Raw genomic sequence first — 14,819 nt, 5'->3', positions numbered from 1 at the left:
TGAAAATGCAAGAAAAAAATGCTCTTAAAATGATTTACTTCTATTTTATTATGGAAGCTGATATAATTAAGAAAACAATCTATGAAAACCGGAGAAATAATTATGAGTAAGATAAAATGGCCTGGAAGTGCTTTATTAGCCCCGGTGCCCCCTGTATTAGTGACCTGTGGCAATCATGAAAAAGCAAATGTTTTAACCGTTGCCTGGGTGGGTATACTTAATACGAAACCCCCAATGACCTATATCTCCCTGAGACCCAGTCGATTGTCCTATGAAATCATTTCAGAAACCCGTGAGTTCACCATTAACCTTTCCACCGTTGATTTGGTGAAGGCGGTTGATTTTTGCGGTGTAAGATCCGGTCGTGATGTGAATAAAATCGAGATCATGAATTTAGCCCTGGAACCCGGTGATGCGGTGAAATCTCCGATGCTGGCTGATAGTCCCTTATGCATGGAATGTCATGTAAAGGAAATCGTTGCTCTTGGAACCCATGATCTGTTTATTTCAGATATTTTGGCCGTTCATGTGAATGAGGCCTTGCTTGATGAAAATGGGAAGCTGCATTTGGATAAAGCCGGGCTTCTTGCCTATGTCCACGGGGAATATTTTGGCCTTGGTAAAAAATGCGGAACCTTTGGCTATACCGTACGAAAAAATAAGAAAAAAAAGAAAGGGATTAAATGAAAAGCAAGCGTGCGCTTTTTTTAGGATTTGTAGTGGTCCTTATTTTATTATTTTTAAGCATATTCCCGGTTATGGCAACCGAAAAAAAAGTAACGGTTCTTTTTACCCATGATATCCATTCAAACTTTTTACCTTATAAAATAAGTGATGAGGGCGTGGTTACTGAAGCCGGAGGCCTTGCCCGAATCAAAACCCTTATTCTCAATGAAAAAGCGACCGGTTCGGATCCACTTGTTGTGGATGCCGGAGATTTTTCCATGGGCACCTTATTTCAAACCTTATTTCAAACCGATGCGTCTGAACTAAGGATGTTAGGGAACTTGGGTTATGATGCAACGACTCTTGGAAATCATGAATTTGATTACAGAACCAGTGGCTTAACAGACATGCTAAATGCGGCGGTATCCAATGGGGACCCATTACCCCAATTGGTTGCCTCAAACATCATTTTTCCTTTGGATAAATCAGGAAACCTTACCCCGGAACTTGCTGATCTAAAAACTGCCTTTAATGGGATTGGTCTTAAAGACTACACCATCATTGAAAAAAATGGTGTTAAAATCGGAGTTTTTGGGCTGTTTGGAAAAGATGCTGCTGCCACTGCTCCAACTGCAGCGGTTGATTTTGAAGACAACACAACTGCTGCAAAACGCATTGTCGGAGAGCTCAAAGGGGAAGGGGTGGATATGATTATTGCCTTATCCCATTCCGGGATTAACCCGGATCCCAGTAAATCAGAAGATCAAATATTAGCCAAGAATGTCCCTGATATTGACCTGATTATCAGTGGGCATACCCACAGTACTTTGGAAGAACCCATTATTTCAGGGAATACCATGATCGTCGCTGCGGATGCTTATGGACGATACCTGGGGAAAATTGTATTAGACCCCGATGGCAATGGCCGCTTTACGGTTGAGTCCTATGCACTGACACCTATAACCTCTAATATCCCATCAGAAAGCGATGCTCTTGAAAAGATCAATGGTTTTAAAGCAAAGGTTCAAGAGACTTTCTTGAATCAGTATGGTTATACCTTTGATCAGCTCATTGCCCGATCTCCCTTTTCTTTCCAGACCTTATCCGAGCTTACTAAAGCCAATGCTGAAAGTCCACTGGGAAACTTGATTACGGATGCGTATATCCATGGCGTAAAACAGGCAGAAGGACAGAATTACGAAGAGATTTCCGCTGCCATTGTTCCCAATGGTGTGATTCGCAATTCTATTACCCAAGGGGACCTCACCGTTTCGGATGCCTTTAACGTCAGCTCTCTTGGTATTGGAAAAGATGGGATTCCCGGGTATCCATTGGTGAGTATTTATCTTACCGGAAAAGAATTAAAATCAGTGGCTGAAGTTGATGCATCCGTTACAGCTTTGATGTCTGATGCTCAGCTCTACACCTCAGGTTTGGATTTCACCTTTAACCCACATCGGTTGATCTTTAATAAGGTCACAGATGCTCATTTAGTGACAAATGAAGGGGTTGCAAAACTTGAGGACGATAAACTCTACCGTGTGGTTGCCGGCTTGTATTCCTGTCAGATGCTTGGGGCTGTTCAAGCCCAAACCTTTGGTATCATTTCTCTGGTTCCAAAGGATAAAAATGGAAATCCGGTGACAAATTTTGAAGACTACATTATTTATAACAATGGTTCCGAAGTAAAAGAATGGATCACCCTGGCAACCTACATCTCGAGTTTTGACAAAAAAGAGGGGGTTTCTGTTATCCCAGACTATTACAATGAAACTCATGAACGAAAAAATGTTGATGATAACAACAGCCTCGGAGCAATTCTCAATAATCCCAATGAATTTGCCATTATGGTTTATGGGCTCATTTCCATTGTGATTATCACCATTTTGTATATAATCATAAGAATTGCGACCCGTAAAAAACGAAAACTCAAAAAACAGGCCAGACTGAGCGAAATTGAAGCCCAGAAGAAAGAGGAATAAGGTTATATTGTGTGTGAATATGCAAAGGATAATATTTTATCGTTGGTTTTGCTGATAACATGTAAGCATCCGGAACATTCGTGAATTTTGAAAAATTCATAGGGGCGATTATTAATCGCCTGAAGATATCTGATTGATTACTAACGTTTGCGGGCGGGTAATACCTGCCCATACAGTATACAAAAAAGGTGAAACCATGAATCGGTTTCACCTTTTTTTATAACGGTCTTTATGATTATTTAACTTTGGTAATCCAACCTTCAGGACCTTCAATGTCTCCCAGCTGAATGGCGATTAGGGTGTCGTATAATTTTCGGGTTACCGGACCAACCTCGGTTTCACTGTAAAAAACATGGAGTCGGTTATGATACTCGATGCCGCCAATGGGAGTAATCACTGCTGCAGTACCGCAGGCACCTGCTTCGGAAAACATATCCAGCTCATCAATATAGACGTCTTCTTCTGAAACATCCATTCCTAAAACATTTTCTGCCAAGTATAATAGGGAATACTTTGTAATGCTTGGGAGAATGGAACAGGAAATAGGGGTAATGAAACGATTATCTTTGGTGATGCCAAAGAAATTAGCGGCGCCCACTTCTTCGATTTTAGTATGGGTGGTGGGGTCCAGGTAAACGCAATCCGCAAATCCCTTTTTAGCGGCAATGTCATGGGCAATTAAGGATGCGGCATAGTTACCTCCCACTTTCTGCTGTCCGGTGCCGTTACATGCTGCACGGTCATAATCTGAAATCATGAAATTTACCGGGGTCATGCCGCCTTTAAAATAGGCGCCCACCGGCATGCAAAAAACAGTAAAAAGATATTCGCTTGCCGGCTTAACGGCAATGCTGTTTCCAATACCAAGCATTATCGGCCGTATGTATAGTGATCCTCCAGACCCATAAGGGGGCAGGTAAGCTTCATTGGCTTTGACAACATCGATACAGGCCTGAATGAATGATCCCACCGGGATTTCCGGCATTAAAAGACGTCTACATGAATCCTGGAAACGTTTGGCATTCTGATCAACTCTGAACAATTGGATCTCCCCATTTTTTGTTCGGTAAGCCTTCAGACCTTCAAAGCACTCCTGACCATAATGAAGGCAGGGAGAAGCTTCTCCTAAATGCAGTGTGTTATCCTCTGTTAAGTGACCGTCATCCCAGCGGCCGTCTTTCCAGTACGAAAGATATCTCAAATCGGTTTTGATATAATCAAAACCCAGATTTTCCCAATCAATATTAATTTTTTTTGTCATCATAAGCTCCTCTCTTAAAAATTATCCCAGCAATTGCAATAATCCCGTGAGCTTCGCTGTCAGTTTTCATAAACAATTTTATAACGTATAGGCGAACAGTTCAACGAACTGTACGACGTATAGTGGAAAAATTGTTTCATGTAAACAGACAGCGAAGCAATTTACGGTTGTGTTTATGAATTTAGAAAAAGGACATGAACAGTCCCATGATACCACCCAAAAGTCCACCTAACCAGACAATGGCATTTAATTCTTTTTTCATAATTTCGAAAATGATTTTTTCGAATTCCAGAACATCAAACCCATTGATCTGATCTTCGACCAGTTGTGAAAGATCCAGGGCATGCAGCATGGTTCCAATATTTTTTTCAATAATCTGGTGATAGGTATTGAGTAACCAGGACCTGGCTTCAGGAATACGCTTTTCATATTGATTATACAAATCGCAAAGCCTTGAATCAAGCAGGCTATCCGTTTCTGTGTTGACAATATTTTCCAGGATTTCTTTGCCTCTGGATTCAATCAAATGATCAATTATTTCAGCAATTTTTAATTTTGCGGAATTAATAAGGCCATCATTAATGAGCATGGCAAACATAGACCCCTGTAGGTTACTGACAATTTCAACCACAGCGACTTCTGATAAAAGCGCTCCAAGCTCAAGGTTGCTCATACGCCCGTAAGAAAGACTGACGGCCTTGCATTTTACGTCATCGATGAGAGTTAAACCCGGTTCTTCTCCGGTAAAGGAAAAAAGAACTTCTCTAAGGGTCTGCTCACTGCTGCGGTTTTTTTCAATCCATTTTTCCAGGTAGTTTGTTATTTTATCATCCATTTCCTGAGACAATAAACCTTTTTTCACTACTTCTTCATTAACTAAGGTGTTGGCTACCACTTTGCCTAAGGATTTAGCAATCCGTGTTTTTTCTTTAGGGATCAGGCCAGGGGTAAACGGTAATTGCAAACCAAAGACTTTAACCGGCCTCAAGGGGCGAAACAGCATTCGAATGGCAATTCCATTGGTAATAAGCCCGATAATCGCTCCGACCAGTGGTCCGACAAAAAAACTAAAATCCATGATGTCCTCCTATAAAAGATACTCGTATCATTGTAAACTTTAAATTAAAAAGTGTCCAGTCCCTATAATGCTTAGCATGCAAAATGTAATCCTCTGCATAATGTTCGAATAATTCTTGTATAATTTGAATCAAGCTGATACAATAAGTAAAAAAAATTAGGGAGTAGATGTTGAGAAGATGGAGCAATTGATAAAAAACGAGAGTAAGAAAAGATGGGTATACTTAATTGTGGGAACAATTATGTTGATGTTTTTGGGGTTATTATATGCATGGTCAATTTTCAGAGCCCCGCTAAACAAAGTTTTCGAATCATGGACGGCAACGGACTTATCACTTAATTTTACAATTTCCATTATCTTTTTTTGTCTGGGCGGATTTGCCAGCGGACAATTAGCCAAGGTAATAAAAAACCAATACATTGTTTTAATCGCAGCGGTTTTGCTTTTTGTTGGATTTTTCAGTGTTTCAAACATTGATGTAACCCAACCCGATCAAAGTTTGTTAATGTTGTATGTTTTTTATGGGGTACTATGTGGAACGGGTGTGGGTATGGCATATAATGCCATTATCTGTGCAGTTGTGCCATGGTTTACAGAAAAATCGGGAATGGCTTCAGGAATTTTATTAATGGGATTCGGTTTAGGCGGTTTGATCCTCGGGACTCTGATCAATAGCATGATTGGACGCGTTGGCGTCATGGAAACCTTTTTCTATTTAGCTGTAATAGGGACTATTATCTTAGTTGCAGGTTCTTTTTTCATGAAAAGACCCTTACCGACAGCGAAGAGTTCAGATACAGTCAAGGTTGAAAAAAGTCAAAATAGAGAATATTCTTCTGTTGAAATGTTAAAAACAGGTGTATTCTGGTCATTTTTCTTTTGGGTGATCATGGTTAGTTCATCGGGTTTGCTCATAATAGGAAGTGCGGCAACCATTGCCATTGCCTTTGGGGCTCCTGCTCAATTGGGATTATTGGTTTCGGTATTTAACGGCGGTGGACGTGTGGTGTTTGGAACCTTGTTTGATAAAATCGGTCGAAATAAAACCATGATGATCAACAATATCCTGTTACTGTTAGCCGGCTTTTCCTTGTTTTTGGGGGCAACCTTTCAAAATGTTATTTTAATCTTCATTGGTCTTTTATCGGTGGGAGTTTGTTATGGTGGTGCACCGGCATTGTCATCGGCGGTTATCAATAAATTTTATGGACAAAAGAATTATCCGCTTAATTTTAGTATTACAAATTTTTCATTGATACCGGCAGCAATGCTTGGACCATTGATTTCCAGTTCTTTACTTGAAAATTCTGGAGGAGATTATAGTTCAACCTTTATTACCATTATGGTTTTTGCGGGAATTGCCTTGATTCTCAATCGCATTTTAGGGATCAAGAGCGAGCAAATGAATCAAGCGAAAGTCCCTGCATCTTCAGAAATTTAATGGTGATGCCTGGATTTTATCGTATCTGGTCATGTCGTTGAATTCGTTGCAAATGAAAACCAGTTAAACAATAAAAGAGGAAGGGAAACCTTTCTTTTTTATTATGGAAAATTCAGGGTTTGGGCGTTTATCTTGACGAATTAAATCCCAGAGGCTATACTAAAAAGCAAGAATTAAAATAATGTGAGGCGAGTATGAAACCATTTATTGAATTTAAAAAGGTATATAAACGTTACCATATGGGAGAGGTCACCATTAATGCTGCCAATGGCATTTCATTTACAATTGAAGAAGGTGAATTTGCCATTGTTGTAGGGCCCAGTGGCGCTGGAAAAACGACGGTGCTTAATATTTTAGGTGGTATGGATAGCTGTGATGAAGGCCAGGTATTTGTTGGTGACAAAGAGATCGCTTCATTGAATCGACGGGATTTGGCAACCTATCGACGCTTCGACACGGGGTTTGTTTTTCAGTTCTATAATTTAATACAAAACCTTACAGCTGTTGAGAATGTTGAACTGGCAACCCAGGTCTCCCGTGATCCCATGGACGCTGTTACTGTTTTAGAGAGTGTGGGGCTTAAAGACAGACTAAACAACTTTCCATCCCAGCTCTCAGGAGGGGAACAGCAACGTGTTGCCATTGCCCGGGCACTGGCAAAGCGACCAAAGCTTTTGCTATGTGATGAACCAACAGGTGCCCTGGACTATAACACCGGAAGAAATATTTTAAAACTCCTCCAGCAAACCAGTGAGAAAGAAAAAATGACGGTTATTTTAATTACCCATAACCATGCCATTACACCTATAGCTGACAAAGTCATTAAAATGAAAAATGGCATGGTTGAAGCATGTTATATCAATGAAAATCCATTATCGGTAGATGACATTGAGTGGTAGGATAACCACTATTAAAGGCTTTCTTCCCATGTTTGGCTATGGCTTTGTTGACATTCTGGGCAAAGGGGACTTTGGCACCTGTTATGAAATTACACAGAATGGGGAAGCCTTTGTTTTTAAGGTTTTTAATCAAAACGATGTTAAACGGCGAAAATCAAAGCTTTCCCTTGAGGCTAAACTTTTACGTGAAGTCCGCCATCCCGGAATTCCCAGACTTTTGAAAGTCATTGATCAGGATGGGGTTTACGGATTTGTGATGGAAAAGAAACCCGGAGATACTCTTGAAGACACCTTAACCTGGGGTGTGGCCTTTTCAAAAACTGAAATTATAGGAATCATCTCACAACTCATTGAAATCACTGGGGTTATTCAGGAGTCAGGGATTTGTCATTGTGATATTAATCCCCGAAATATTCTTTGGGATCATGGCATCATTTCTTTAATTGACTTTGGATCCGCCAGGCGGAAATCCTCCCGATGTCTTCGTTTTAACCAGGATTTCTGGGGGATCGGAGACGTTTTCATGCGCCTTGGGATTGCGTCCCGGTCACTTTCCACAAACCCGGAGGATTTGTCAATTGATGGCTTAATTTTAAGCCAAGAGGAAAAGAAGGTCATCAAACGCCTTTTGGCCATTGAGTCTCCCTATAAAGAAATCAGGGCCCTGAGCCATGATTTCAAACTTTCGTTTATTCAAAATAAAAATGCGGTTACGAACTTTAACGAATTTATCTGATAACGATTTTTGCGGATATTTATGTAATCTGTCTGTGTCTCATGACCAACCGGCAAAGCCTGCTGGCCCTTGATCCAACCAGTTGTCAAAATATATTGTCCCTAAAACAAAGAGGAGCCTGAATTATTTATGAAAGAATTAACCTTTTATCTCCCGATTGCACTTATTGTGATGTCAAATGTATTTTATAATATTTGCACAAAATCCACACCGCAAACAGCGAATCCATTTCTATCTCTGTTGGTAACCTATGTGGTAGCAGTCCTTGCAACTGGGACTCTGTTAATACTGACCGGAGGGTTAGAAAAAAATATTTTCACTTCTATCAGTGAATTAAACTGGACCAGCTATATTTTGGGTCTGAGTGTGGTAGCCTTGGAATTCGGATATATTATGGCCTATCGGTTAGGCTGGAACATCAGTGTGGGATCTGTGGTGGCCAACGTTACTTTGGGGATTATTCTCATACCGGTAGGTGTTTTGTTCTATAAAGAGATTCTCACCATAAACCACCTTTTTGGCATTGCCTTGTGTTTTACAGGGTTGTTTTTTATCAATCGCTAATAATGTTTATTGACTCGTAAGCAATTGCAAAAAGTACAGTGAGCGTTGATGTCAGTTTACGGATGTGTTTATAAATTTAGCAATTACCTATTTAAATTTTCAAAAAAGGAGAAAAAACATGAAAAATACTTTAAATACCGATTATTTTGAAAACCTATGGTTAAATGATCATCCCTTCAATGATCGGAATGCTGATTTTTGGAATCTCCGGGCTGAAGAATTCAATCAATCCGTTTCAAAAAATCGCTCTGTTTCGAATCGAGAAAAAAAAGTTGAACTTTTTTTAGAAAAGGGTCTGATTAACAGTAACTCCAGAGCCCTGGATATTGGATGCGGATCCGGACAATTAGCCATTGCCCTTGCCAAGGTGGTCAAAGAAGTGGTTGCCATGGATTTTTCAGAAAAAATGTTAGACTATGCCAAAAAAAATGCAAAAGAAGCCGGAGTTGATAATATCCAATTTGTTCTTTCGGATTGGGAAAACTTTGTTTTAGAAGAACCCTTTGATTTAGTCATTGCCAGTATGTCACCTGCCATTAATGGCCCGGCTGATTTATATAAGATGTTAATGGCTTGTAAAGGATCCTGCTGTTTATCAGCCTTTGTTAAGCGCTCGGGTGCACTCAAAGAAAAACTTTACAGTGTCACCGATCAAGCCTTTAAACCCCAATATAATATCATCAATTATATTTTTAATATCCTATGGACAAAAGGTTATTTAGCTGAGCTGTCCTATGAAATGGGAAGCTATGAACGTTTATTGCCTCTAGAAAAAGCCAGGGAAATCTATCCCCTGGAATTGGATATCAGCGAATCGCCTGAAAAAATAAAATCTTTATATGCGTTTTTAGACCAGAAAGAAAAAGACGGATTCATTACGGAAATTATGAGTCAAACAAGGGGTGAACTTATTTGGAAGGTTTCCAAATAATAATATAAAGGGTTCCTATCAAAACTGATTATATCTTATGGTATGATATAAGAACTTGAAAATCAAAATACAATTTATATAAATGAGGAATGAATGAATAATTATATTGAAAAAAATATTTTACCTTTAGTGACAAAACCCATTACTTACCTTGGCAATGAAGTCAATGCCGTTCATAAAACACCGGATGCTGACATGATCCGATTTGCTTTCGCTTTTCCGGATACCTATGAGGTGGGAATGTCCCATTTAGGCATGAAGATTCTCTATGGCATTCTCAACGAACAAAAAGATATCTGGTGTGAGCGGGTATTTGCCCCCTGGGTGGATATGGAAGAACAGCTGAGAATCCATAATTTGCCCTTATATGCCTTAGAATCAATGACACCTTTAAAAGACTATGACTTTGTTGGTTTTACATTGCAGTATGAAATGAGTTTTTCCAATATTTTGAATATGCTTGAACTTGGCCACATCACACTTCTTGCCAAAGACCGTCAAGAAGAGGAACCTTTTGTCATGGCCGGTGGTCCCTGTGCTTATAATCCCGAACCCCTTGCTGATTTCATAGATATTTTTGTTATCGGGGAAGCGGAAGAGGTAATTCTAGAGATTATGGATGCTTACCGCGGCTTTAAGAAAACCGATGGCAATCGCACTGACTTTTTAAAAATAGCGGCAAAGATTGAAGGGGTTTATGTTCCTTCTTTTTATGAAACCACCTATGATGATGCCACTGGGATTATCATAGACTTTAAACCCACTGTATCTGAAGCCCCTGAAAAAATAAAGAAACAATTTATAACGGATTTAGACGCTGCCTATTACCCTGACAAAATTGTCATGTCCTACACCGAAACTGTTCATGATCGTATTAGCTTTGAAATATTTCGAGGCTGTGGTCGGGGATGTCGTTTTTGTCAGGCAGGTATGATCTATCGCCCTACCCGGGAACGTTCCATTCCTACCATTCAGGAAAAAATCAAAGCCCTGATAGAAGCAACAGGCTACGACGAAATTTCTCTTTCATCTCTGAGTTCCGGTGACTACAGTAAGATTGAAGCCTTGATTAATACCCTTGTGAAAGAATATGATGGGGAGCAGGTTGGACTTTCGCTGCCTTCGTTACGGATTGATTCTCTGAGTATTGATATGCTTGAACAAATACAAAAGGTGAGAAAAACCGGTTTGACTCTGGCGCCGGAAGCTGGCTCTCAGCGTATGCGGGATGTAATTAACAAAGGAGTTACCGAAGAAAACCTCCTTGACACTGTTCGAACGGCCTTTGAAAAAGGCTGGGGACATGTGAAACTTTATTTCATGATTGGTCTTCCCGGTGAAACCCTTGAAGATGTTAGCGGCATTGCTGCATTAGGCCAGAAAACCGTGGATGAATATTATAAAATTGACCGGGAAATCCGTAATAAAAACCTTAAGGTGGTATTGAGTGCAGCCTCCTTTGTGCCAAAAGCCTTTACGCCCTTTCAGTGGATGGGTCAGAATACACAACAGGAATTTAAGGATAAACAGAACCATTTAAAATCAAAAATCAAGGATCGCAAGATTTCCTTTAGCTATCATGACAGTTCCGTCAGTTATTTAGAAGCGGTCTTTGCCCGAGGGGACCGACGATTAGGCGCGGTTTTATTAAAAGCCCATGAAAAGGGCTGTCGCTTTGATGGCTGGGGAGAATATTTTGACTTTGAAAAATGGATGGAAGCCTTTACTGAAGCCGACATCGATCCGGATTTCTATGCCCTCAGAACCCGGGATTATGATGAGATATTACCATGGGAATTTATTGATACCGGGGTAAGAAAAGATTATTTAATTGCTGAACATAAAAAATCCCTTGAAGCTTTAACCACACCATTTTGCCGGGAACACTGTTCAAATTGCGGGATTATGGAATTTAAAGAAGGGTGGAAATGCAATGATCAAAATACAGTATCAGTTTAATCGTACCAGGGAACTCCGGCTTTTATCCCATCTGGATCAGCAACGGCTTTTTCAGCGTGCCTTTCGCCGAGGGGATATGCCGGTTGAATATTCTCTGGGATTTAATCCACATCCTAAAATGTCCTTTGCTTTAGCCATGTCGGTGGGGTTAACCAGTGACTGCGAATACGGGGATGTTGTTCTATCAGAAGAAATGGACTGTGATGAATTTGTAAAAAGAATGAACCGTGTTTTACCAAACGGCCTTTTGATTCTAAGTGCACGGATCTGTGAAGAGGGGAAGACCTCACTTTCTGCTTCCATTACGAAAAGCGAATATCAGCTCATCGTCAAGCTTGCAAAACCGTTAAGCATTGAGGATCTGTCCACTGCCTTAAATACTTATTTAGACATGCCAAAAATTCTCATTCAAAAAAGGAATAAAAAGGGAAAGCTGGTTGAAAAAGATATTCGGCCTTTTATTGATTCTTTAAGGATTAATTTAGAAAAAGCCACCGATAAATATGCAACTATATTAATGTCACTTTGTTATATCGAACAGCAATGTGTGAAGCCAGAGCTCATTTTAGCCAGTATTAATGAGGAGATAGAGGATCTGTTTATCATTGATCCTACCATCCAAATTCATCGAAAACAATTGATTCTTGAGGAAGATTCTTAAGTTTTACAAAAGAGTTACAACCGTTTACAAAAAAGTACTTTACTTTTATTGGAATGGTGCTATAATGAAGTCATATCAAAGATCAACTCAATCCTTTTCTAATTGAATGGTCTCGATCATTGAAAAGTAAACAACGTCTTAACAAGCCGATAGAGTTTAAAGGATTACGGTTATGGTTTGAAGAGTAACACTTCTTACCGTGCCGATAAGTATAAAACGATTTTATCGACTATTATCAATCCATATGCATTCACAAAGCCAAAGATTATTGGGTAATGTGTATTGAGTCAATTTGAAATTTATTTGAGATAGGTATACGTATTATGAGAAAACTGCATCTGTTTTAATGATTCATTTGGATGTAGTCATAATGAAGATAATGTATCGAGGATAATTCATTTCATCTGATCAAACGATAATAGTTAAGTAAGTTAATTGAAAGGCAAAGTATTTGAATGTAAGAACAGATTGTTCTGAAATTCTCAAGATTGGAAAAGTTTAAGACTCTGCTTGGTAATCTGTACGAAGGATGTTTAGATGGTGAATTCCTAAATTATTTCGAGACAATATTCAAGCAAGTAAGTAAACAACAAGTTTCTGATTAAGAAGAAGAAAATTGGAGCAGACTTTTCCGAAATTTGAAAGATTAGGGAAATTAAAACCTATAGCTTGATAATCTGTCTGAAAGATATTTAGAGTGAATTCCTGAATGATTTCAAGACATAAACAAGTGGGTAAGAATGAAAAATAAAAAAATTCCTAGTTGAAAAAAGTAAGAAAAAGCCTGAAAGTTAAGCGTTTAGTTTACATTAGAGAAGTGAAGAAGGATTTTTGGTAAAAATCGAGAGGGGTGAGTCCCAAAGGAATGACAACTGAAATCGAAAACTGAGACCGGTTCTGCAGGAAATAATTGTGGAACCGGTTTTAGCATTTTTTGGAATATTTTTTCTCCTCAGATTCCGAGGAATCTTTTAATATATGGAATCTGTTTAGCTGCCAATATTTTTTTGTTTTTCAATGCAGATTATGAAAAATTAAAATGTCAATCCGGACCATGCCAAAAAAAAGGAGATACTTCTATGAAATCTTATTGTTTAATTATTATGAAACCCGATGCTCTGGAACGAGGGTTGGTTGAGGACATCTTACAACGGTTTAAAAATAGTGATTTTAGGATAGAAATCTTTGGTTATAAACAAGTCGATGAATCATTAATTCTCAAGCATTATCACCAGGTAGTCGAAAAATTGGGCAACTCTTTTAAAAACATGGCGGTTAATTCTTTTGTTGGAAAAGGTATGATCCCGATTATTCTAAGCCAGGAAGGGGAAGAAGCCATTGCCAATGCCAGAGCCTTGATTGGTCCAACTGATCCTTCTATTGCATTAGCACGTACCATAAGAGGAGATTATGGCTTGGATTCAATGGAAAAGGCTAACCTGGAAAACCGATGTGTTAACAACCTTATTCATGGGAGCGATTCTCTGGAGTCTTTTTTAGAGGAATTGGCTCTATGGTTTAACCCGGAAACCTATGAAAAGTATAGCGTTTTAGTGAAATAATTAGAATCTCATCCCTTTCAAATACAAAATTCATTCAGAAATTGATCAGCATATTCTTACGATTCATATTGTGTGCATTCTGAAACAAAAATTCGCAAAGATGTTTGTCAAATTACGTTATCTAAGTCTCAAGCGCCCCCTAAAAGGGCGTTTTTTATTTAATTATTTTTCGTGCATGCACAACAAACCGGGCATTGTCAAAGGTATAGATACAGGTTGAAAGGGTCAGGACACTGTCGGTGGGGTTAAGCACAACACCGGTATCATAAATGGAACGGTCTTTAACACGGTTCATATAACTGATAAAATCATTGTCATTTGCAAATTCCGGTTGACGGTAATCATAATCCGCTTCAGTGGTGTACACTGAAAATATTTCCCATTCTCCGGAATCACTGGGCCGATCATATTTAATAAGGTTATGCTCTTTTAAAAATGCCTCATCCTGATATTGCCATAAAACCCCAAACATGGTTTCATCTCTCATGTAATGACCGTAAAGAATATCATTCCGGGACTTCTTTGAATCACATACAGCATCCAAAAAAACCGTTCCTTCAATGGCTGGATTTTTTTCGAAATTATGGGAAAGGTAATAGTCGTTATTGTCCGTTTGGACAACCGGATAATCCAGTGGAGTGCCCTCGATTGACACCCAGCCAACGGTTTCGGGATTAAGGGCTTTAAGCCCTTCAAAATCAATGGTGTCGCTGTTTTTGGTAATCTCACCCTGAGCGATGTCAATAATCATCTGTTTCTGTTGGCCTTTCATAATGAGGGGATAGACATAATAACCAATGCCGCAAATGAAAACAAGAATTAAGATGCCGCTTATCAGAAATAGTATTCGATGGACTTTTTCAGCTTCTGTCATTGGTTCCTCCTAATTTGAAATCTTTATTTATTATTATATCCAACTCTTGGTGAAATGCTACTATTTTATTTTCATTGACAAGGATCATTCTTCATGATAACATTTATAGAGTTATGTAGCCGCGCATAAAAGGTATTAAGTCGAAAGCACCTTTTGTGGCGAGTCTGGAATGAGGAGGTGTAGAATATGTATGCAATTATTAAAA

Annotated in this window: 13 protein-coding genes and 1 other annotated feature; of the genes, 10 read left to right on the top strand and 3 right to left on the bottom strand. The window is 39.1% G+C overall.

Features of this window, described 5'->3' with window-relative positions; all coding sequences use genetic code 11:
- Positions 1–102 precede the first annotated feature (102 nt).
- Together VIK44_RS13710 and VIK44_RS13705 are read left to right on the top strand one after the other, a co-directional pair.
- The gene (locus VIK44_RS13710; RefSeq protein WP_331554455.1) at positions 103–687 is read left to right on the top strand and encodes a flavin reductase family protein; all 585 of its coding nucleotides are present in this window, start codon (positions 103–105) and stop codon (positions 685–687) included.
- Positions 684–2,648 (top strand): bifunctional UDP-sugar hydrolase/5'-nucleotidase, encoded by a 1,965-nt coding sequence (locus tag VIK44_RS13705; protein WP_331554454.1) that lies wholly within the window; start codon positions 684–686, stop codon positions 2,646–2,648. The genes VIK44_RS13710 and VIK44_RS13705 overlap by 4 nt, the downstream gene beginning before the upstream one ends.
- A 235-nt stretch (positions 2,649–2,883) precedes the next feature.
- Here the strand turns inward: VIK44_RS13705 and VIK44_RS13700 are convergent, their stop codons facing one another.
- Positions 2,884–3,909 (bottom strand): branched-chain amino acid aminotransferase, encoded by a 1,026-nt coding sequence (locus tag VIK44_RS13700; protein WP_331554503.1) that lies wholly within the window; start codon positions 3,907–3,909, stop codon positions 2,884–2,886.
- Positions 3,910–4,090: 181 nt separating this feature from the next.
- Positions 4,091–4,987 (bottom strand): DUF445 domain-containing protein, encoded by an 897-nt coding sequence (locus VIK44_RS13695; RefSeq protein ID WP_331554453.1) that lies wholly within the window; start codon positions 4,985–4,987, stop codon positions 4,091–4,093.
- A gap of 178 nt (positions 4,988–5,165) precedes the next feature.
- On the opposite strand from VIK44_RS13695, the gene VIK44_RS13690 reads away from it, so the two are divergent.
- The 8 genes from VIK44_RS13690 (at position 5,166) to VIK44_RS13655 (ending at position 13,740) form a co-directional block, all read left to right on the top strand.
- On the top strand, positions 5,166–6,428 hold the full coding sequence (locus VIK44_RS13690; RefSeq protein WP_331554452.1) for an MFS transporter: 1,263 nt from the start codon (positions 5,166–5,168) through the stop codon (positions 6,426–6,428).
- Between the two features lie 194 nt (positions 6,429–6,622).
- Positions 6,623–7,327: an ABC transporter ATP-binding protein gene (locus tag VIK44_RS13685; protein WP_331554451.1), complete on the top strand. Its 705-nt coding sequence runs from the start codon at positions 6,623–6,625 to the stop codon at positions 7,325–7,327.
- Positions 7,317–8,063 carry a protein kinase domain-containing protein gene (locus tag VIK44_RS13680; RefSeq protein WP_331554450.1) on the top strand — a complete coding sequence of 249 codons (747 nt, stop codon included), beginning with the start codon at positions 7,317–7,319 and terminating at the stop codon, positions 8,061–8,063. Before VIK44_RS13685 ends, VIK44_RS13680 begins: the two co-directional genes overlap by 11 nt.
- Before the next feature lie 129 nt (positions 8,064–8,192).
- Positions 8,193–8,627 carry a hypothetical protein gene (locus VIK44_RS13675; RefSeq protein ID WP_331554449.1) on the top strand — a complete coding sequence of 145 codons (435 nt, stop codon included), beginning with the start codon at positions 8,193–8,195 and terminating at the stop codon, positions 8,625–8,627.
- Positions 8,628–8,745: 118 nt separating this feature from the next.
- Entirely contained in the window at positions 8,746–9,558 is an 813-nt protein-coding gene (locus VIK44_RS13670; protein WP_331554448.1) for a class I SAM-dependent methyltransferase, read from the top strand.
- Between the two features lie 93 nt (positions 9,559–9,651).
- A complete protein-coding gene (locus VIK44_RS13665) occupies positions 9,652–11,517 on the top strand; it encodes a TIGR03960 family B12-binding radical SAM protein (RefSeq protein WP_331554447.1) in 1,866 nt (621 codons plus the stop codon).
- Positions 11,492–12,178: a TIGR03936 family radical SAM-associated protein gene (locus VIK44_RS13660; protein ID WP_331554446.1), complete on the top strand. Its 687-nt coding sequence runs from the start codon at positions 11,492–11,494 to the stop codon at positions 12,176–12,178. The genes VIK44_RS13665 and VIK44_RS13660 overlap by 26 nt, the downstream gene beginning before the upstream one ends.
- Positions 12,179–13,257: 1,079 nt before the next feature.
- A complete protein-coding gene (locus VIK44_RS13655; RefSeq protein ID WP_331554445.1) occupies positions 13,258–13,740 on the top strand; it encodes a nucleoside-diphosphate kinase in 483 nt (160 codons plus the stop codon).
- 154 nt (positions 13,741–13,894) lie between these two features.
- Here VIK44_RS13655 and srtB read toward each other — a convergent pair whose 3' ends face one another.
- Positions 13,895–14,614, bottom strand: coding sequence for a class B sortase (srtB, locus tag VIK44_RS13650; protein ID WP_331554444.1), 720 nt, complete (start codon positions 14,612–14,614; stop codon positions 13,895–13,897).
- 107 nt (positions 14,615–14,721) lie between these two features.
- Positions 14,722–14,790, top strand: a sequence feature (ribosomal protein L21 leader region).
- The last annotated feature ends 29 nt before the right edge of the window (positions 14,791–14,819 follow it).

This window comes from Acetobacterium sp. (assembly GCF_036508315.1).
GTDB lineage: Bacteria > Bacillota > Clostridia > Eubacteriales > Eubacteriaceae > Acetobacterium.
This window is presented reverse-complemented; position numbering and strand designations above follow the sequence as displayed.